Source organism: Aquamicrobium defluvii (genome assembly GCF_004363725.1).
Classification (GTDB): Bacteria; Pseudomonadota; Alphaproteobacteria; order Rhizobiales; family Rhizobiaceae; genus Mesorhizobium; species Mesorhizobium defluvii.
The window spans coordinates 109,642-127,248 of record NZ_SNZF01000001.1; the positions used below are offsets into that span (position 1 = coordinate 109,642).

The 17,607-nt window shown below is 63.3% G+C and carries 18 protein-coding genes and 1 riboswitch; of the genes, 15 read left to right on the forward strand and 3 right to left on the reverse strand.

Going from position 1 to position 17,607, the window contains the following annotated elements; translation table 11 throughout:
- Window positions 1-32 precede the first annotated feature (32 nt).
- From cobW to DES43_RS00560, 3 genes are all read right to left on the reverse strand, one after another.
- Window positions 33-1,070 (reverse strand): cobalamin biosynthesis protein CobW, encoded by a 1,038-nt coding sequence (cobW, locus tag DES43_RS00550; protein ID WP_035023877.1) that lies wholly within the window; start codon window positions 1,068-1,070, stop codon window positions 33-35.
- Entirely contained in the window at window positions 1,067-1,486 is a 420-nt protein-coding gene (locus DES43_RS00555; protein ID WP_051520400.1) for a DUF1636 family protein, read from the reverse strand. The genes cobW and DES43_RS00555 overlap by 4 nt, the downstream gene beginning before the upstream one ends.
- A gap of 37 nt (window positions 1,487-1,523) precedes the next feature.
- A riboswitch (cobalamin riboswitch) is annotated at window positions 1,524-1,726 on the reverse strand.
- Between the two features lie 28 nt (window positions 1,727-1,754).
- Window positions 1,755-2,957 carry a winged helix-turn-helix domain-containing protein gene (locus DES43_RS00560; RefSeq protein WP_035023875.1) on the reverse strand — a complete coding sequence of 401 codons (1,203 nt, stop codon included), beginning with the start codon at window positions 2,955-2,957 and terminating at the stop codon, window positions 1,755-1,757.
- A gap of 317 nt (window positions 2,958-3,274) precedes the next feature.
- On the opposite strand from DES43_RS00560, the gene DES43_RS00565 reads away from it, so the two are divergent.
- The 15 genes from DES43_RS00565 (at window position 3,275) to DES43_RS00635 (ending at window position 17,594) form a co-directional block, all read left to right on the forward strand.
- The gene (locus DES43_RS00565) at window positions 3,275-3,640 is read left to right on the forward strand and encodes an NADH-quinone oxidoreductase subunit A (RefSeq protein WP_035023873.1); all 366 of its coding nucleotides are present in this window, start codon (window positions 3,275-3,277) and stop codon (window positions 3,638-3,640) included.
- Window positions 3,631-4,212, forward strand: coding sequence for a NuoB/complex I 20 kDa subunit family protein (locus tag DES43_RS00570; RefSeq protein ID WP_035023872.1), 582 nt, complete (start codon window positions 3,631-3,633; stop codon window positions 4,210-4,212). The genes DES43_RS00565 and DES43_RS00570 overlap by 10 nt, the downstream gene beginning before the upstream one ends.
- A 5-nt stretch (window positions 4,213-4,217) precedes the next feature.
- The gene (locus DES43_RS00575; RefSeq protein ID WP_035023870.1) at window positions 4,218-4,820 is read left to right on the forward strand and encodes an NADH-quinone oxidoreductase subunit C; all 603 of its coding nucleotides are present in this window, start codon (window positions 4,218-4,220) and stop codon (window positions 4,818-4,820) included.
- Window positions 4,821-6,011: an NADH-quinone oxidoreductase subunit D gene (locus DES43_RS00580; RefSeq protein ID WP_035023868.1), complete on the forward strand. Its 1,191-nt coding sequence runs from the start codon at window positions 4,821-4,823 to the stop codon at window positions 6,009-6,011.
- A complete protein-coding gene (locus DES43_RS00585) occupies window positions 6,011-7,123 on the forward strand; it encodes an NADH-quinone oxidoreductase subunit E (protein ID WP_035023866.1) in 1,113 nt (370 codons plus the stop codon). The genes DES43_RS00580 and DES43_RS00585 overlap by 1 nt, the downstream gene beginning before the upstream one ends.
- Window positions 7,124-7,133: 10 nt before the next feature.
- Window positions 7,134-8,438: an NADH-quinone oxidoreductase subunit NuoF gene (nuoF, locus tag DES43_RS00590; RefSeq protein WP_035023865.1), complete on the forward strand. Its 1,305-nt coding sequence runs from the start codon at window positions 7,134-7,136 to the stop codon at window positions 8,436-8,438.
- A gap of 47 nt (window positions 8,439-8,485) precedes the next feature.
- Complete coding sequence (locus DES43_RS00595) at window positions 8,486-8,800, forward strand: hypothetical protein (RefSeq protein WP_133674762.1); 315 nt, start codon at window positions 8,486-8,488, stop codon at window positions 8,798-8,800.
- A gap of 4 nt (window positions 8,801-8,804) precedes the next feature.
- On the forward strand, window positions 8,805-9,350 hold the full coding sequence (locus DES43_RS00600; protein ID WP_035023861.1) for a hypothetical protein: 546 nt from the start codon (window positions 8,805-8,807) through the stop codon (window positions 9,348-9,350).
- Window positions 9,351-9,420: 70 nt separating this feature from the next.
- Window positions 9,421-11,502, forward strand: coding sequence for an NADH-quinone oxidoreductase subunit NuoG (nuoG, locus tag DES43_RS00605; RefSeq protein WP_133674763.1), 2,082 nt, complete (start codon window positions 9,421-9,423; stop codon window positions 11,500-11,502).
- 3 nt (window positions 11,503-11,505) lie between these two features.
- The gene (gene nuoH, locus DES43_RS00610; RefSeq protein WP_035023857.1) at window positions 11,506-12,552 is read left to right on the forward strand and encodes an NADH-quinone oxidoreductase subunit NuoH; all 1,047 of its coding nucleotides are present in this window, start codon (window positions 11,506-11,508) and stop codon (window positions 12,550-12,552) included.
- Entirely contained in the window at window positions 12,552-13,043 is a 492-nt protein-coding gene (nuoI, locus tag DES43_RS00615; protein ID WP_035023855.1) for an NADH-quinone oxidoreductase subunit NuoI, read from the forward strand. The genes nuoH and nuoI overlap by 1 nt, the downstream gene beginning before the upstream one ends.
- A 134-nt stretch (window positions 13,044-13,177) precedes the next feature.
- The gene (locus DES43_RS00620; RefSeq protein ID WP_035023853.1) at window positions 13,178-13,798 is read left to right on the forward strand and encodes an NADH-quinone oxidoreductase subunit J; all 621 of its coding nucleotides are present in this window, start codon (window positions 13,178-13,180) and stop codon (window positions 13,796-13,798) included.
- 1 nt (window position 13,799) lies between these two features.
- Window positions 13,800-14,108: an NADH-quinone oxidoreductase subunit NuoK gene (nuoK, locus tag DES43_RS00625; protein WP_035023851.1), complete on the forward strand. Its 309-nt coding sequence runs from the start codon at window positions 13,800-13,802 to the stop codon at window positions 14,106-14,108.
- A gap of 10 nt (window positions 14,109-14,118) precedes the next feature.
- Entirely contained in the window at window positions 14,119-16,092 is a 1,974-nt protein-coding gene (gene nuoL, locus DES43_RS00630) for an NADH-quinone oxidoreductase subunit L (RefSeq protein ID WP_035023849.1), read from the forward strand.
- Window positions 16,089-17,594, forward strand: a complete 1,506-nt coding sequence (locus tag DES43_RS00635) for an NADH-quinone oxidoreductase subunit M (RefSeq protein ID WP_035023847.1) — start codon at window positions 16,089-16,091, stop codon at window positions 17,592-17,594. The genes nuoL and DES43_RS00635 overlap by 4 nt, the downstream gene beginning before the upstream one ends.
- Window positions 17,595-17,607 lie beyond the last annotated feature (13 nt).

Sequence of the window (17,607 nt, forward strand, 5' to 3'; positions counted from 1 at the left end):
TCCTGATGAAAGCAAGAGGCGCCCTGTTGTGTTCAGCCCGCCAGTATCTTCTCGATTGCCGGCTGGTCGAGACCCTTGAGGCCAATGACGATCAGCCGCGAGCGGCGATCGTCCCCGGCTGTCCAGGCGCGATCATAGTAATGATTGACGCGGGGACCGACAGCCTGAACCAGCAGGCGCATCGGCTTGCCGGCCACTTCCACGAAACCCTTCACGCGCAACACGTCCTCCTGTTCGGCGGCGGCGGCGATGCGACGAGCCAGATCGTCCGGGTCGGCAACGGCAGGGACGTCGATGACGAAAGTGTCGAAATCGTCATGCTCGTGATCGCCGACGCCGTCATGATGCGACTTGCGGTTCTCGATGTCGTCCTCGACGGCGAGGCCGAGGCCGAGCAGGATCGACGGGTCGACCTTGCCGTGCCCGGACGGGACCACCTTCACCGCAGGCCCGATATGGGCGTCCACGATCTTGCGGGCGCGCTCGGCGGCGGCTTCATCGAGCAGGTCGTTCTTGGACAGGATGATGAGGTCGGCGCAGGCCACCTGATCCTCGAAGACCTCCTCGATGGGGTCGTCATGGTCGAGCGACTCGTCTTGCGCGCGCTGGGCGGCGAGCGCGTCCATGTCGGAGGCGACCTTGCCCTCGGCAAGGGCCGGGCCATCGACCACGGCGATCACGCCATCGACGGTGACACGGCTTTTGACCGTCGGCCACTGGAATGCCTGCACCAGCGGCTTCGGCAGGGCGAGGCCGGAAGTCTCGATCAGGATGTGATCGACCTTCGGCGTGCGCGACAGGATCTGGTCGAGCGCCGGCACGAAATCGTCGGCCACCGTGCAGCAGATGCAGCCATTGGCCAGTTCGACGATGTTCTCTTCCGGACAGGTGTCGATGCCGCAACCCTTCAGGATTTCGCCATCGACTCCGACATCGCCGAACTCGTTGACGATGAGGGCGAGGCGCTTGCCTGCGGATTGTTCCAGCAGGTTGCGGATCAGCGTGGTCTTGCCGGCACCAAGGAAGCCGGTGACGACGGTGCAGGGCACGCGGGTGGCGTTTGCGGTCATGATTGGTCCTTCAGAGGCATAAGGGGAGGAATGCGCGCGACAAGGCCGCGCCTGAGCGAATCGGGACGGCCCCGCCATGGGATCTTGCCGTCCTCCGCGGTCGCGAGCAGGCTGGCGCCGGCAACCAGATCGGCGCCGCTGTCTTCGGCGAGATCGCCGAAGACATAGCTCCATGCGCCATCGTGCAGGATGGAGGCGCTGAGCCTGCGCTTGCAATTGCCGAGGCATTCGACGGTGCGCACCTCGACCGGCTGACCGGCGGCGGCGCGGCGCGTATCCTCGGCCAGCCTTTCGCCGGCACGGGGATGCGCATCGGAGCCGCTGGCATCCCGGCACGAGATACAGACGACGATTGTCGTGCCGGCTCCGGTGATGCTGGCGGCTGGTTCGGTCTGAGTGGCCGGGCCTGAATCCACTATCTGCTCCTTGCCCGGGTCACCCGCCAGGCTTTCGGCTCATTTCACGCAGACGGCAGGTCTCCTGGCTTGCGGGTTGTGGCCCTGATGCCGCCTTCCCGGGTTTTCACCCAGTGGCGTCCGGCACAGGCTCGCCGCTTACAGTTGCGGGGACAGCTGCGGAGTTGGGAACATTCCCGCACCGCATTCCCTCTTAGCTCCCTTCCTTTGGGAAAGGAGACCGTCATGGCGGATTTAGGCCCGAGCAGGGGGCGCTGTCAACGCGCGGTTACGACGCGATCATGTCCGCCAGCGTCGGGCCGAGATCGCCGGCTGGCGTGGCCTCGATGCGCTCGAGCCCCAGCCAGTCGCGCATCTGTGCGAGTTCCGCAAGGAGGGCCGCTGCGGTCCCGGCGGGCGCGCCCGGTTCGGCGTAGGCGGCGTGGACGCGCAATACCCCGGCCGGGCGGTCCGCCTTGAGATCGACACGCGCGACGATCCTGTCGCCCAGCAGAAAGGGCAGGACATAGTAGCCATACTGCCGTTTCTCTGCCGGCGTGTAGATTTCGATGCGGTAGCGGAACCCGAACAGCTTTTCGGTGCGATCCCGCTCGAAGACCAAAGGATCGAAAGGCGCAAGCAGGGCGCGGGCCCCGACCCTGCGGGGGAGGCGTGCGTCGCGATGCAGATAGGCTTGCCGCGCCCATCCCGCGACAGCAACGGGAACCAGTTCCCCCTCCTCGACAAGCTCGGCGATGCGGGCGGCTGCCTCGGTGGCCGGGAGCCGGAAATAATCGCGCAGGCAGGCGGCAGTTGCGATGCCGTGGGCACGGGCGGAAATGCGCAGCAGTTCGCGCTGGGCATCCGCCGTCGCGGGAACGGGCATGTCGAGGATGGCGCGCGGCAGCACGCGCCCCGGCAGGTCGTAGACACGCTCGAAGCCACGGCGGTAGGCGGTGGTGATCCGTCCGGCCCAGAACAGCCATTCGAAGGCCGCCTTGGCGTCGCTCCAGCCCCACCAGCCGCCCGACCCCTTGTGGCCGTCCATGTCGGAAGCCGCCAGTGGCCCCCGGGCCTCGATTTCGCGGAAGATCTCCTCGATGAAGGCCGGCCGTTCGCGGCCGAATCTTGCCAACCCGCTGTACATCCCTTCGCCGCGTGCCGCCCTTTCCATGCGCCAGCGCAGCAGCGGCCATGTTTCCAGGGGCAGGAGCGATGCCTCATGCGCCCAGTATTCGAAAAACAGGCGCCTTGCCCCCGGACGGGCAGCCTCATCCAGCAAGGACAAAGGGTAGGGGCCGAGGCGGGAATAAACAGGCATGTAGTGCGCGCGCACCACGGCGCTGACCGAGTCGATCTGCAAAAGCGCCGTGCGCGAGACGACGCGCGAGATATGTCGACGGCCCGGCGCACTTTTTGCGCGAGGGCCGCCGAACCCCTGTGCGGCCAGTGCGACGCGTCGTGCCAGAGCTGTCGAGAGGATTTCCTTCATGCGATCCAGGTCTGTCTGCGGGCATGGTCTACGAACACCCGATTCCGGCAGGCTAGCAGCCAAACCGCCGGAATACTGTCAGGAATAAAAGTGGAGTTAAAAGTGAAGGAAATCAAGGATGATCAGTTTTGTCGCAGATAGTGTGCGGTGCAGCGTTTTGATCAAGGTTTGACTTGCTTCGGCAATCCGCCTGCGCTAACCCTCGCCGCGTTGCAGCATGGGGCCGAAAGGGTTCCGGGGGCAAATCTGTCACGCTTCCGTAACAGGGCCGGCTGCGCTAGTTTCAGGCGGATCCGCCGCCAACGGAAAGTTGCAGCATGAACGAATTGCTGAGTTCGTATCTGCCGATCGTCATATTCATCGGCGTGGCACTGGTGATCGGGCTGGCGCTCATCGTAGCGCCCTTTCTGGTTGCCTACCGCGATCCGGATCCCGAGAAGCTGTCCGCCTACGAGTGCGGCTTCAACTCGTTCGACGATGCGCGCATGAAGTTCGACATCCGGTTCTATCTGGTGTCGATCCTGTTCATCATCTTCGATCTCGAGGTGGCTTTCCTGTTCCCGTGGGCCGTTTCGTTCGGCGACATTGGCATGCTCGGCTTCTGGTCGATGATGGTGTTCCTTGGCGTTCTCACCGTCGGCTTCATATATGAGTGGAAGAAAGGGGCGCTGGAATGGGATTGATCGGCAATTCCGGCACGCTTGTCGCGCCGCAGCCAAAGGGCGTTCTGGATCCGCGCACCGGCAAGCCGGTGGGCTCGGACGACCCGTTCTTCATCGGCATCAATGACGAACTGGCCGACAAGGGATTCATTGTCACCTCGACCGAGGCGCTGATCACTTGGGCCCGTACCGGCTCGCTGATGTATATGACGTTCGGGCTGGCCTGTTGCGCCGTCGAGATGATTCACTCGGCCATGCCGCGCTATGACAGCGAGCGCTTCGGCATTGCGCCGCGCGCCTCGCCGCGCCAGTCGGACGTCATGATCGTGGCCGGGACGCTGACCAACAAGATGGCGCCGGCGCTGCGCAAGGTTTACGACCAGATGCCGGAGCCGCGTTACGTGATCTCCATGGGGTCGTGCGCCAATGGCGGCGGCTACTACCATTATTCCTATTCGGTGGTGCGCGGCTGCGACCGCGTCGTGCCCGTCGATATCTATGTGCCGGGTTGTCCGCCAAGCGCCGAGGCGCTGATGTACGGCCTTCTTCTGTTGCAGAAGAAAATCCGGCGTACCGGCACCATCGAGCGGTGACAAGAATGAGTGAAGCACTCAGGGAACTGGCCGCCCATATCGAAGCCAATTGCGGTGTCGAGATTCTGCATAGCGAGCTGGCTTTCGGCGAGCTGACGATGACCGTCGCGCCTGCCGATATCGTCACTCTGGCGCGCTTCGTGCGCGACGACGCCAGATGCCGGTTTGTGTCGATGATCGATGTTTCCGGCGCGGATTATCCGGAGCGGTTCGACCGTTTCGACGTTGTCTATCACCTGCTGTCGCCGACGAGGAACCTGCGCCTGCGCCTCAAGGTTCAGGCCGGCGAGGAGACGGTCGTTCCCTCCGTCACCGGTGTCTGGCCGGGAGCCGACTGGTTCGAGCGGGAGACCTACGACCTCTACGGCGTGCTGTTCTCCGGTCATCCGGACCTGCGCCGCATCCTGACCGACTACGGCTTCGAAGGGCATCCGCTGCGCAAGGACTTCCCTCTCACCGGCTTTGTCGAGGTGCGTTACGACGACGAGGCAAAGCGCGTCGTTTACGAGCCTGTCGAGCTGAAGCAGGAGTTCCGCAATTTCGACTTCCTCTCGCCGTGGGAGGGCACCGACTACGTGCTGCCCGGCGATGAAAAGGTGAAGCAGTAAATGGCTGAAACCTCCGTCCGCAATTTCAACATCAACTTCGGCCCGCAGCATCCGGCTGCGCACGGCGTGCTGCGTCTCGTGCTGGAGTTGGACGGCGAGGTGGTCGACCGCGTCGATCCGCATATCGGTCTGTTGCATCGCGGCACCGAGAAGCTGATGGAGGCCAAGACCTATCTTCAGGCCGTGCCCTATCTGGACCGGCTCGACTATTGCTCGCCCATGAATCAGGAGCATGCCTACGCCCTGGCGGTCGAGCGCCTGCTGGGCATCGAGGTTCCGAAGCGCGGGCAGATCATCCGCGTGCTCTATTCCGAAATCGGCCGCATCATGTCGCACATCCTCAATGTGACGACGCAGGCCATGGACGTCGGCGCGCTGACCCCGCCGCTGTGGGGATTCGTTGAGCGCGAGAAGCTGATGGTCTTCTATGAGCGGGCTTCCGGTTCGCGCATGCATGCGGCCTATTTCCGCCCGGGCGGCGTGCATCAGGACCTGCCGCAGAAGCTGATCGAGGACATCGGCAAGTGGATCGACCCGTTCCTCAGGACCATCGACGATCTCGATGCGCTGCTGACACCCAACCGCATCTTCAAGCAGCGCAACGTCGATATCGGCGTGGTGTCGCTGGACGATGCATGGGCATGGGGTTTCTCGGGCGTCATGGTGCGCGGTTCGGGCGCGGCGTGGGACCTGCGCAAGTCGCAGCCCTACGAGTGCTACTCCGAAATGGATTTCGACATTCCGATCGGCAAGAACGGCGACAATTTCGACCGCTATCTCATTCGCATGGAAGAGATGCGCCAGTCGGCGCGGATCATGCGCCAGTGCGTCGATCTTCTGCTCGGCAAGGAAAGCACCGGCCCCGTCTCCAACCTGGACGGCAAGGTGGTGCCGCCGAAGCGTGGCGAGATGAAGCGCTCGATGGAAGCGCTGATCCATCACTTCAAGCTCTATACCGAGGGTTACAAGGTGCCGGCCGGCGAGGTTTATGCGGCCGTCGAAGCGCCGAAGGGCGAGTTCGGCGTCTATCTGGTGTCGGACGGAACCAACAAGCCGTATCGCTGCAAGCTGCGCGCGCCGGGCTTCGCCCATTTGCAGGCCATGGATTTCCTGTGCAAGGGCTACATGCTTGCGGACGTCGCAGCCATCCTCGGCTCCCTCGACATCGTCTTTGGTGAGGTCGACCGCTAATGTCCGTTCGCCGTCTCGCAGATGCCAGCGTCCAGCCAGCAGCATTCTCCTTCAACGAGGAGTTCGCTTCGGCTGCGCAGAAGTGGATCGCAAAATATCCGGAAGGCCGCCAGCAATCGGCGATCATCCCGCTGCTCATGCTTGCTCAGGAGCAGGATGGCTGGGTGACCAAAGCCGCAATCGAGCAGATCTGCGACATGCTGGGCATGCCATATATCCGCGGCCTCGAAGTCGCGACCTTCTACACGCAGTTCCAGTTGAAGCCGGTCGGCACGCGCGCCCATATTCAGGTCTGCGGCACGACGCCGTGCATGCTGCGCGGCGCGGGCGAGCTGATGGATGTGTGTCGCTCCAAAATCCATCATGAGCAGTTCCACACCAACGAGGATGGAACGCTGTCGTGGGAAGAGGTCGAGTGCCAGGGCGCCTGCGTGAACGCGCCGATGGTCATGATCTTCAAGGATTCCTATGAAGACCTGACGCCCGAGCGTCTGGCCGAGATCATCGACGAGTTCGAGGCGGGCAGGGGCGATTCCGTGCCTACCGGGCCGCAGGTCGATCGCTTCTTCTCTGCGCCGGAAGGCGGGTTCACCGCGCTGACCGACGAGAAAGCCGTTCTGAAGTCGGCCCGTGCCCGCGAGGCGAAGGCCGATGCGGCCGGGGCCGCCGCTGGCGCGGCAGTGCCTCCGTCCAATGCCGGCAAGCCGAAGACCGATGCGCCCGAGACCAGTCCGGCGCTGAAGACCCCGTCGAAGGTGAAAGCCGCACCGGAGGCCGAGAAGGCCGCAAGCGTTGCCGCGCCCGCTGCCAAGCCGGCAAAGCCGTCTCTTGACGACAAGAACCGTCCGGCTGGCATTGCCCGTCCGGCCATGGTCGATGACCTCAAGCTGATTTCGGGTGTTGGCCCGAAGAACGAGAAGGTTCTGCACGAGCTCGGCATTTTCACCTTTGCGCAGGTTGCATCGTGGAAGAAGGCCGAGCGCGAGTGGGTCGACGGCTATCTCAATTTCCACGGCCGCATCGAGCGCGAGGACTGGGTCAAGCAGGCCAAGGCGCTCGCCAGGGGCGGCGTGGACGAATATGTCCGCGTCTTCGGCAAGAAGCCGGTTTGAGGGAAGAACGATGCTTCAGGACAAGGATCGCATCTTTACCAACATCTACGGCCGCTTCGACAGGTCGCTGGCGGGCGCGATGTCGCGCGGTTGCTGGGATGGCACCAAGGGCATCATCGACAAGGGCCGTGACTGGATCATCAACGAGATGAAGGCGTCCGGCCTGCGCGGCCGCGGCGGCGCAGGCTTCCCGACCGGTCTCAAGTGGTCGTTCATGCCCAAGGAAAGCGACGGCCGCCCGAGCTATCTGGTGGTCAATGCCGACGAATCCGAGCCCGGCACCTGCAAGGACCGGGACATTCTGCGCCACGACCCGCATACGCTGGTCGAAGGCTGCCTGCTGGCCGGCTTCGCCATGGGCGCGGTCGCGGCCTACATCTATGTACGCGGCGAGTTCATGCGCGAGCGCGAAGCCCTGCAACGCGCCATCGATGAGGCTTACGATGCGAAGCTCATCGGCAAGAACAACAAGAACGGCTACGACTTCGACGTTTATGTCCATCACGGCGCTGGCGCCTACATCTGCGGCGAGGAAACGGCCCTGCTGGAAAGCCTCGAAGGCAAGAAGGGCCAGCCGCGCCTGAAGCCGCCGTTCCCGGCGAATATGGGCCTCTACGGCTGCCCGACCACGGTCAACAATGTCGAATCCATCGCCGTTGCGCCGACCATCCTGCGGCGCGGCGCGGCCTGGTTCTCGTCCTTCGGGCGTCCGAACAATGTCGGCACCAAGCTGTACATGCTGGTCGGGCATGTGAACACGCCCTGCACGGTCGAGGAAGAGATGGGCACCACCTTCCGCGAGCTGGTGGAGAAGCACGGCGGCGGCATTCGCGGGGGCTGGGACAATCTGCTGGCGGTCATTCCCGGCGGAGCGTCGTGTCCGGTGGTCAAGGCCGAGGACATCATCGATGCGCCGATGGATTTTGACGGCATGCGTGAGGTGAAGTCCTCCTTCGGCACGGCTGCGATGATCATCATGGACAAGTCGACCGACATCGTGAAGGCGATCGCGCGTCTCTCCTACTTCTTCAAGCACGAGAGCTGCGGCCAGTGCACGCCGTGCCGCGAGGGCACGGGCTGGATGTGGCGCGTGATGGAGCGGCTGGTGCGCGGCGAGGCGCAGAAGCGCGAGATCGACATGCTGCTCGACGTCACCAGGCAGATCGAAGGTCACACCATCTGCGCGCTGGGCGACGCGGCTGCGTGGCCGGTGCAGGGCCTGATCCGCAACTTCCGCCCCGAGATCGAGCGCCGCATCGACGAATTCACCCGCAATTCCCACCGGGTCGAGCCGGTTCTGGTGGCGGCGGAGTAGTGAAACGATGCTGTTGAGATTACGCGATACACGGGCTTTTGTGGGCGGTGCTGGCCTTTCTGGCGCTGCACGTGAAAGCCGTGGCGCATGCTCCGATAGCTGTGATGTTTCTGCTGGCTTCTCTGCCCTACCTGCTGGTTACCAGCCTGGGAGGCGCCGAGCGAAGCGCGGGGATGGCGTGGGCCTATCGGATTTATCAGCTTGTCGGGCTGGCAATTCTGATCGGCTGGCCGGTTGCCGGAATCTGGCGTTGGAGGCAGTCGCCATCAGTGCTTCTTACCTATCCGCACTTGCTGATCGCTTTGGCGGGATGGTGGTGCACCCTGTTGATCGGATCGATCAATTTTCCGTTTATGCTTTAGGCAAATGACACAGACCGGACGCAATCATAACGTGGTGCTGCCTGCCGAGCTTGCCAACTCGGTGAATCTGCTCGCCCATCCGGCAGCCGGAATGGCGGCCGCGTCGGCGCTTGGGTTCGGTCTGGCCAGTCAGGCGCTCGGTGTCTGGTTGGGCGCGCTGAACGGCGCAAGCGAAGCTTCGCAGAAGCTGTTCCAGACTTTTGGCGATGCGGCGGCGCAGGATGAACATAAGGCCGCCGACGAAGCAAAGCCCGCTGCCCATACCGAGCGCGCGGCTGCCGCCGACGTTGCCGTACAGGCGGAGGCGCATCGGCCCAAGGCGCTGGACAAGCCGTCCGCTCCGGACGACCTGAAGGCAATCTCCGGGATCGGCCCGAAGCTTGAGGCGGTTCTCAATGGCTATGGCATCTGGACCTGGCGCCAGATTGCGGAATGGACGGACGCCGAGATTGCGTGGATGGACGAAACGCTCGGCTTTCGCGGCCGCATCCGGCGCGACGACTGGGTCGGACAGGCAGCGGTGCTGCAAGACGGGCAACGGGCAAAGTAAAATCAGGCAGGGCGCGGCTTCGATGGCGCCAGCAATGAAGATCGCGGCACGGCTGCGGGGTTGAGGCGAAATGGCAAAGCTCAAGGTCGACGGGAAAGAGATCGAGGTACCCGACCACTACACGCTGCTGCAGGCGGCGGAGGCGGCCGGCGCGGAAGTGCCGCGTTTCTGCTTCCATGAACGGCTGTCGATCGCCGGCAACTGCCGCATGTGTCTGGTCGAGGTGAAGGGCGGTCCCCCCAAGCCGCAGGCTTCCTGCGCCATGGGCGTGCGCGACCTGCGCCCCGGTCCGGAAGGCCAGCTTCCCGAGGTGTTCACCAACACGCCGATGGTCAAGAAGGCCCGCGAAGGCGTGATGGAGTTCCTGCTCATCAACCACCCGCTGGATTGTCCGATCTGCGATCAGGGCGGCGAGTGCGACCTGCAGGACCAGGCTATGGCCTTCGGCATGGATTCCTCCCGCTTCCACGAGAACAAGCGCGCCGTCGAGGACAAATATATCGGCCCGCTGGTCAAGACGATCATGACGCGCTGCATCCACTGCACGCGCTGCGTGCGCTTCACCACGGAAGTGGCCGGCATTTCCGAGCTCGGCCTGATCGGCCGCGGCGAGGACGCCGAGATCACCACCTATCTCGAGCAGGCGATGACCTCCGAACTGCAGGGCAACGTCATCGACCTTTGTCCGGTCGGTGCGCTGACCGCAAGGCCATACGCTTTCCAGGCGCGCCCGTGGGAGCTGACAAAGACCGAATCCATCGACGTGATGGACGCCGTGGGCTCCGCCATCCGCGTCGACACGCGCGGCCGGGAGGTGATGCGCATCCTGCCGCGCAACAACGACGCGGTGAACGAGGAATGGATTTCGGACAAGACCCGTTTCATCTGGGATGGTCTGCGCACCCAGCGCCTCGACCGGCCCTATGTGCGGCGCGACGGCAAGCTGAAACCGGCAAGCTGGGGTGAAGCCTTCGCCGCCATCCGCGATGCCGTTTCGGCTACCACCCCCGACAGGATCGGCGCGATTGCCGGCGATCTGGCTGCCGTCGAGGAAATGTATGCGCTGAAGCGCCTTATGGCATCGCTTGGCTCGACCAATATCGACTGCCGCCAGGACGGTGCCGCGCTCAACCCGGCACTCGGTCGCGCGAGCTATATCTTCAATCCGACGATCGAGGGGATCGAGAATGCCGATGCGATCCTTATCGTCGGCGCCAATCCGCGTTTCGAGGCTTCGGTGCTCAATGCCCGTATCCGCAAGCGTTTCCGCGCCGGCCCGCTGCCGATCGGCGTGATCGGCGAGTTCGGCGATCTGCGCTACGACTATGAAGCCCTTGGCGCGGGACCGGATGCGCTGAAGGACATCGCCGGCGGCAACGGTACGTTCTTCGAGGCGCTGAAGAAGGCCGAGCGGCCGCTCATCATCGTCGGGCAGGGTGCCCTGGCGCGCCCCGATGGTGCCGCCGTGCTCGGTCTGACAGCCAAACTCGCAATGGCTGTCGACGCTGTCGGGCCGGACTGGAACGGCTTTGCCGTGCTGCACCATGCGGCCGCCCGCGTCGGCGGTCTCGACATCGGTTTCGTGCCGGAGGAGGGCGGCAAGGATGCCGCCGCCATGCTCGAAGGCACCGACCTTCTGTTCCTGCTCGGCGCCGACGAGATCGACATGGGCAAGGTCAAGAGCGGTTTCGTGGTCTATGTCGGCACGCATGGCGATGCCGGCGCCCATCGCGCCGATGTGATCCTGCCGGCTTCGGCCTATACCGAGAAGTCGGGAACCTATGTGAATACGGAAGGCCGCGTGCAGCAGACGAGCCGCGCCGGTTTCGCTCCCGGCGACGCCCGTGAGGACTGGGCGATCTTGCGTGCGCTCTCGGACGTTCTCGGCCACAGATTGCCGTTCGATTCGTTGGGGCAGCTTCGCAGGGAACTGTATGGCGAACACCCGCATCTGGCTCGCATCGACCGGATCGAGGCAGGCTCCGCGGACGATGTTGCCGGGGCCGCCAGGATCGCCGGCCGTATCGAAAAGGCCGGCTTCGTGTCGCCGGTACGCGACTTCTACCTGACCAACCCGATCGCTCGCGCATCGGCCGTGATGGCCGAGTGCTCGGCGCTGGCGCAGGGCGGCTTCAAGCAGGCGGCGGAATAGGACATGGACGACAGCTTCTTCTCCTTCTACATCCTGCCGGCGCTGATCATTCTCGCGAAATCGCTCGCGCTGCTGGTCATCCTGCTGATCTTCGTGGCCTACATCCTGTATGCCGACCGCAAGATCTGGGCTGCCGTGCAGATGCGCCGCGGCCCGAACGTGGTTGGTCCCTGGGGCCTGTTCCAGGCTTTCGCGGACCTGTTCAAGTTCGTGTTCAAGGAACCGGTGATCCCCTCCGGCGCCAACAAGGGCGTGTTCCTGCTGGCGCCGCTGGTGTCCTCGGTTCTGGCGATGGCCGCGTGGGCGGTCATCCCGGTGAACGAGGGCTGGGCCGTCGCCAACATCAATGTCGGCATTCTCTACGTTCTCGCCATCTCCTCGCTGGAGGTCTACGGCGTGATCATGGGCGGCTGGGCGTCGAACTCGAAATATCCGTTCCTCGGCGCGCTGCGCTCGGCGGCGCAGATGGTCTCCTACGAAGTCTCCATCGGATTCGTCATCGTCACCGTGCTTCTGTGCGTCGGTTCGCTGAACCTCACCGATATCGTTCTGGCGCAGAAGGATGGAATCGGTACATGGGCCGGCATGCCCAACAGCTTCCTCGACTGGCACTGGCTCGGCCTGTTCCCGATGTTCGTCATCTTCATCATCTCGGCGCTGGCTGAAACCAACCGCCCGCCCTTCGATCTCGTGGAAGCGGAATCGGAGCTGGTTGCCGGCCACATGGTGGAATATTCCTCGACGGCGTTCCTGCTGTTTTTCCTCGGCGAGTATGTGGCAATCGTGCTGATGTGCGCGCTGACCACGATCCTCTTCCTTGGAGGCTGGCTGCCGCCGTTCGACTTCGCGCCGTTCACCTGGGTGCCGGGCGTTGTCTGGTTCGTGCTCAAGGTGTGCTTTGTGTTCTTCATCATCTCGATGGCCAAGGGCGTTCTTCCACGCTACCGCTACGACCAGCTGATGCGGCTGGGCTGGAAAGTCTTCCTGCCGATCTCGCTGTTCATGGTCGTGGCCACGGCCGCGTTCCTCAAGCTGACGGGGCTTGCCTGATGTCTGCAATCGCTCAAGCGGCTAAGTCGCTGATCCTGAAAGATATCCTGGGTGGCTACTGGCTGGGCATGAAGAAGATGTTCCAGCCCAAGGAAACCATCAACTATCCGCACGAAAAGGGGCCGATCAGCCCCCGCTTTCGTGGCGAGCACGCGCTGCGCCGTTATCCGAACGGCGAGGAGCGCTGCATCGCCTGCAAGCTGTGCGAGGCGATCTGCCCGGCCCAGGCCATCACCATCGAGGCAGGCCCGCGCCGCAACGATGGCACGCGCCGCACCGTGCGCTACGATATCGACATGGTGAAGTGCATCTATTGCGGTTTCTGCCAGGAAGCCTGCCCGGTCGACGCCATCGTCGAGGGGCCGAACTTCGAGTTCGCGACCGAGACGCGCGAGGAGCTTTACTATGACAAGGACAAGCTTCTGGCGAACGGCGACCGCTGGGAGCGCGAAATCGCGCGCAACATGGCGATGGATGCGCCTTATCGCTGAACGCGGATGCCGGACGTGCGATCCGGACATCGGCATTTGACACATGGACGGGCCGCAACGGCTCGTCTAAGGAACACGCGGTTTCGTGACCGGAGGCGGCACGGAATCAGGATTTGGAAACCTGGGGGATCCCCATGCTTGAAGGACTAGAGGCGGCTTTCTTCTACCTCTTCGCCCTCGTCGCGGTCGCGTCGGCCCTGATGGTCATCTCGTCGCGCAATCCCGTTCATTCGGTGCTGTTCCTGATCCTCGCCTTCTTCAATGCGGCGGGGCTGTTCCTGCTGGCGGGAGCCGAATTCCTGGCGCTGATCCTGCTCATCGTCTATGTCGGCGCGGTCATGGTGCTGTTCCTGTTCGTGGTCATGATGCTCGACGTCGATTTCGCCGAGTTCAAGCAGGGTGCGCTGCGCTATGCGCCGATCGGCGCGCTGGTCGGGCTGATCTTCGCCGCCGAGCTGATCATCGTCACCGGCGGCTACGTGCTGGCACCCGAACTGAGTTCGTCGGTGGCGCGGCCGATCCCGGATCTGGCGGAGCGCACCAACACGGCCGCACTCGGCGACATTCTCTACACGGACTACATCCATTTCTTCCAGATGGCGGGCGTCGTGCTTCTGGTCGCCATGGTCGGCGCCATCGTGCTGACGTTGCGCCACAAGCAGGGCGTCAGACGCCAGTCGATTTCGGCGCAGGTCGGCCGCACGCCCGAGACCGCCATCGAAGTACGCAAGGTCGAGACGGGGAAGGGCATCTGACATGACCGTCGGCATCGGACATTATCTGACACTCTCGGCGATCCTGTTCACCATCGGCGTGTTCGGCATCTTCCTGAACCGCAAAAACGTCATCGTCATCATGATGTCGATCGAACTGCTGCTTCTTGCTGCCAACATCAATCTGGTCGCCTTCTCCTCGGTGCTCAACGATCTCGTGGGGCAGGTCTTCGTGCTGTTCGTGCTGACGGTCGCGGCGGCCGAGGCGGCGATCGGCCTGTCCATCCTGGTGGTCTTCTTCCGCAACCGCGGGTCCATCGCGGTGGAAGACGTTAATATGATGAAGGGTTGAGGCGCGGAACATGTATCAGGCCATCGTCTTCCTGCCCCTCATCGGCTTCCTGATCGTCGGGCTGTTCGGCACCTCGCTCGGCGCCAAGGCTTCGGAATACATCACCTCCGGACTGGTGGTGGTTTCGGCAGCGCTTTCATGGATCGCCTTCTTCTCGGTGGGCTTCTCCGACGCCGAAACTTTCACCGTTCCGCTGCTGCGCTGGCTCCAGACAGGCGGGCTCGACGCCGCGTGGGCGCTGCGCATCGACACGCTGACCGTCGTCATGCTGGTGGTGGTGAACACCGTCTCGGCGCTGGTTCACATCTACTCCATCGGCTACATGCACCACGATCCGCACCGGCCGCGCTTCTTCGCCTATCTGTCGCTGTTCACCTTCGCCATGCTGATGCTGGTGACCTCCGACAATCTGGTGCAGATGTTCTTCGGCTGGGAAGGCGTCGGCCTGGCCTCCTATCTGCTGATCGGCTTCTGGTACAAGAAGCCCTCGGCAAGCGCCGCGGCCATGAAGGCATTCATCGTCAACCGTGTCGGCGACTTCGGCTTCCTGCTCGGTCTGTTCGGTGTGTTCGTGCTGTTCGGCTCGGTCAATTTCTCGACCATTTTCGCGGGCGCGGCCACCTATCTGCCGGCCGAGGGCGGCGCCGAGGCGGGCTCCGTGCTGACGTTCCTCGGCTATTCGCTCGACAGGACGGCGGCGATCACCGTGGTGTGCCTGCTGCTGTTCATGGGCGCCATGGGCAAGTCGGCCCAGGTGCCGCTGCACACCTGGCTGCCGGACGCCATGGAAGGCCCGACCCCGGTTTCGGCGCTGATCCACGCGGCGACCATGGTCACCGCCGGCGTGTTCATGCTGGCGCGCCTTTCGCCGCTGTTCGAACTGTCGCACAGCGCGCTTACCGTCGTCACCTTCATCGGCGCAACCACCGCCTTCTTCGCGGCGACGGTCGGCCTCGTGCAGAACGACATCAAGCGCGTCATCGCCTACTCGACCTGCTCGCAGCTCGGCTACATGTTCGTGGCGCTGGGCGTGGGGGCCTACGGCGCGGCGATATTCCACCTGTTCACGCATGCCTTCTTCAAGGCCCTGCTGTTCCTGGGCTCCGGCTCGGTCATTCACGCCATGTCGGACGAGCAGGACATGCGCAAGATGGGCGGCATCCGCAAGCTGATCCCGACCACCTACTGGATGATGATCATCGGCACGGTCGCGCTGACCGGTCTGGGCATCCCGGCCACCGTCATCGGCACGGCAGGCTTCTTCTCCAAGGACGCGATCATCGAAAGCGCCTTCGTCGGCCACAATGCGGTCGCGGGCTTCGCCTTCGCGCTGCTGGTGATCGCCGCCTGCTTCACCTCCTTCTATTCCTGGCGCCTCATCTTCATGACTTTCCACGGCAAGTCGCGCGCCAGCGAGGAGGTTCTGCACCACGTCCATGAATCGCCGCCGGTGATGCTGGTGCCGCTCTACATCCTCGCCGTCGGAGCGCTGTTTGCGGGCTTCGTGTTCCACGACCAGTTCATCGGCGATGCCTATGAGGCATTCTGGAAGACGGCGCTGTTCACCTCGGCCGACAACCATGTTCTCCACGACATGCACAATGTGCCGATGTGGGTGAAGATGTCGCCATTCGTGGCGATGGTCGTCGGCTTCCTGCTGTCCTACCAGTTCTATATCCGCTCGCCGGAGACGCCGAAGCGCCTCGCCGCGCAACATCGCGGCCTCTACCAGTTCCTGCTGAACAAGTGGTACTTCGACGAGCTCTACGACTTCCTGTTCGTGCGTTCGGCCAAGGCGCTGGGCCGCTTCCTGTGGAAGACCGGCGACGGAAAGATCATTGACGGGCTTGGACCGGACGGCGTTTCGGCGCGCGTCGTCGACGTCACCCAGCGTGTCGTCAGGCTCCAGTCCGGCTATCTCTACCACTACGCATTCGCAATGCTGATCGGCGTTGCCGCACTTGCCACCTGGATGATGCTATGACCGACTGGCCCATTCTTTCTACGGTCACGTTCCTGCCGCTGGCCGGCGCACTTCTGGTGCTGCTGGTCAACGACGAAAGCGAGAATGGTCTCCGCAACATCCGCTCGATCACGCTGCTGACGACGGTCTTCACCTTCGTGGTGTCGCTGTTCGTCTGGATCGGCTTCGACAATTCGCAATCCGGCTTCCAGATGGTGGAGAAGGCGGAATGGCTGGATAGCGGCATCTCCTATCAGATGGGTGTCGACGGCATTTCCATGCTGTTCGTCATTCTTACCACCTTCCTGATGCCGCTTTGCATCCTCGCTTCGTGGGAGGCGGTGCAGAAGCGCGTCAAGGCGTACATGATCGCCTTCCTGCTGCTCGAAACGCTGATGATCGGCGTGTTCTGCGCGCTGGATTTGGTGCTGTTCTACGTCTTCTTCGAGGCTGGCCTGATCCCGATGTTCATCATCATCGGCGTGTGGGGCGGCAAGCGGCGCGTCTACGCATCGTTCAAGTTCTTCCTCTACACGCTGCTGGGCTCGGTGCTGATGCTGCTGGCCATCATGGCGATGTACTGGAATGCAGGCACGACCGACATTCCGACGCTGCTCGCCCACGACTTCCCGGCCAGCATGCAGACATGGCTGTGGCTCGCCTTCTTCGCCTCCTTCGCGGTGAAGATGCCGATGTGGCCCGTTCACACCTGGCTGCCGGACGCGCATGTGGAGGCGCCGACGGCGGGTTCGGTCATCCTGGCCGGCATCCTCCTGAAAATGGGCGGCTACGGTTTCCTGCGCTTCTCGCTGCCGATGTTCCCGCTCGCCTCGGATATGTTCCAGCCGTTCGTGTTCACCCTGTCGGTGATCGCCATCGTGTACACCTCTCTGGTGGCACTGATGCAGGAGGACATGAAGAAGCTGATCGCCTATTCTTCTGTCGCCCACATGGGCTATGTGACCATGGGCATCTTCGCCATGAACACCGAAGGCATCGACGGCGCCATCTTCCAGATGCTGTCGCACGGTCTGGTGTCTTCCGCGCTGTTCCTGTGCGTTGGCGTCATTTATGACCGCATGCACACCCGCGAGATCGACGCCTATGGCGGCCTCGTCAACAACATGCCGAAATATGCGGTGGTGTTCCTGATTTTCACCATGGCCAATGTCGGCCTGCCGGGCACCAGCGGTTTCGTCGGCGAATTCCTGACGCTGCTCGGCGTGTTCCGGGTCAACACCTGGGTGGCCCTGTTCGCCGCCACCGGCGTGATCCTGTCGGCCGGCTATGCGCTTTGGCTCTATCGCCGCGTGGTGTTCGGCGCGCTGACCAAGGACAGCCTCAAGGGGCTGCTCGACCTCTCCACCCGCGAGAAGGTCGTGATCTATCCGCTGGTGGTGCTGACGATCTTCTATGGCGTCTATCCCGCCCCGGTGCTGGACGTCACCGCCGAGTCGGTGAAGGCGCTGGTGGAAAACGTCAACGCATCGATCAATGCCGCGCAGACCGCGGCCGTAAACTGACCGGAGACCGAGG

Bases quoted from the DNA above. Each gene is read 5' to 3' on its own strand.
- cobW (WP_035023877.1), bottom strand. From the start codon at position 1,070: ATGACCGCAAACGCCACCCGCGTGCCCTGCACCGTCGTCACCGGCTTC.
- DES43_RS00560 (WP_035023875.1), bottom strand. From the start codon at position 2,957: ATGAAGGAAATCCTCTCGACAGCTCTGGCACGACGCGTCGCACTGGCC.
- DES43_RS00565 (WP_035023873.1), top strand. From the start codon at position 3,275: ATGAACGAATTGCTGAGTTCGTATCTGCCGATCGTCATATTCATCGGC.
- DES43_RS00570 (WP_035023872.1), top strand. From the start codon at position 3,631: ATGGGATTGATCGGCAATTCCGGCACGCTTGTCGCGCCGCAGCCAAAG.
- DES43_RS00575 (WP_035023870.1), top strand. From the start codon at position 4,218: ATGAGTGAAGCACTCAGGGAACTGGCCGCCCATATCGAAGCCAATTGC.
- DES43_RS00580 (WP_035023868.1), top strand. From the start codon at position 4,821: ATGGCTGAAACCTCCGTCCGCAATTTCAACATCAACTTCGGCCCGCAG.
- DES43_RS00585 (WP_035023866.1), top strand. From the start codon at position 6,011: ATGTCCGTTCGCCGTCTCGCAGATGCCAGCGTCCAGCCAGCAGCATTC.
- nuoF (WP_035023865.1), top strand. From the start codon at position 7,134: ATGCTTCAGGACAAGGATCGCATCTTTACCAACATCTACGGCCGCTTC.
- DES43_RS00600 (WP_035023861.1), top strand. From the start codon at position 8,805: ATGACACAGACCGGACGCAATCATAACGTGGTGCTGCCTGCCGAGCTT.
- nuoG (WP_133674763.1), top strand. From the start codon at position 9,421: ATGGCAAAGCTCAAGGTCGACGGGAAAGAGATCGAGGTACCCGACCAC.
- nuoH (WP_035023857.1), top strand. From the start codon at position 11,506: ATGGACGACAGCTTCTTCTCCTTCTACATCCTGCCGGCGCTGATCATT.
- nuoI (WP_035023855.1), top strand. From the start codon at position 12,552: ATGTCTGCAATCGCTCAAGCGGCTAAGTCGCTGATCCTGAAAGATATC.
- DES43_RS00620 (WP_035023853.1), top strand. From the start codon at position 13,178: ATGCTTGAAGGACTAGAGGCGGCTTTCTTCTACCTCTTCGCCCTCGTC.
- nuoK (WP_035023851.1), top strand. From the start codon at position 13,800: ATGACCGTCGGCATCGGACATTATCTGACACTCTCGGCGATCCTGTTC.
- nuoL (WP_035023849.1), top strand. From the start codon at position 14,119: ATGTATCAGGCCATCGTCTTCCTGCCCCTCATCGGCTTCCTGATCGTC.
- DES43_RS00635 (WP_035023847.1), top strand. From the start codon at position 16,089: ATGACCGACTGGCCCATTCTTTCTACGGTCACGTTCCTGCCGCTGGCC.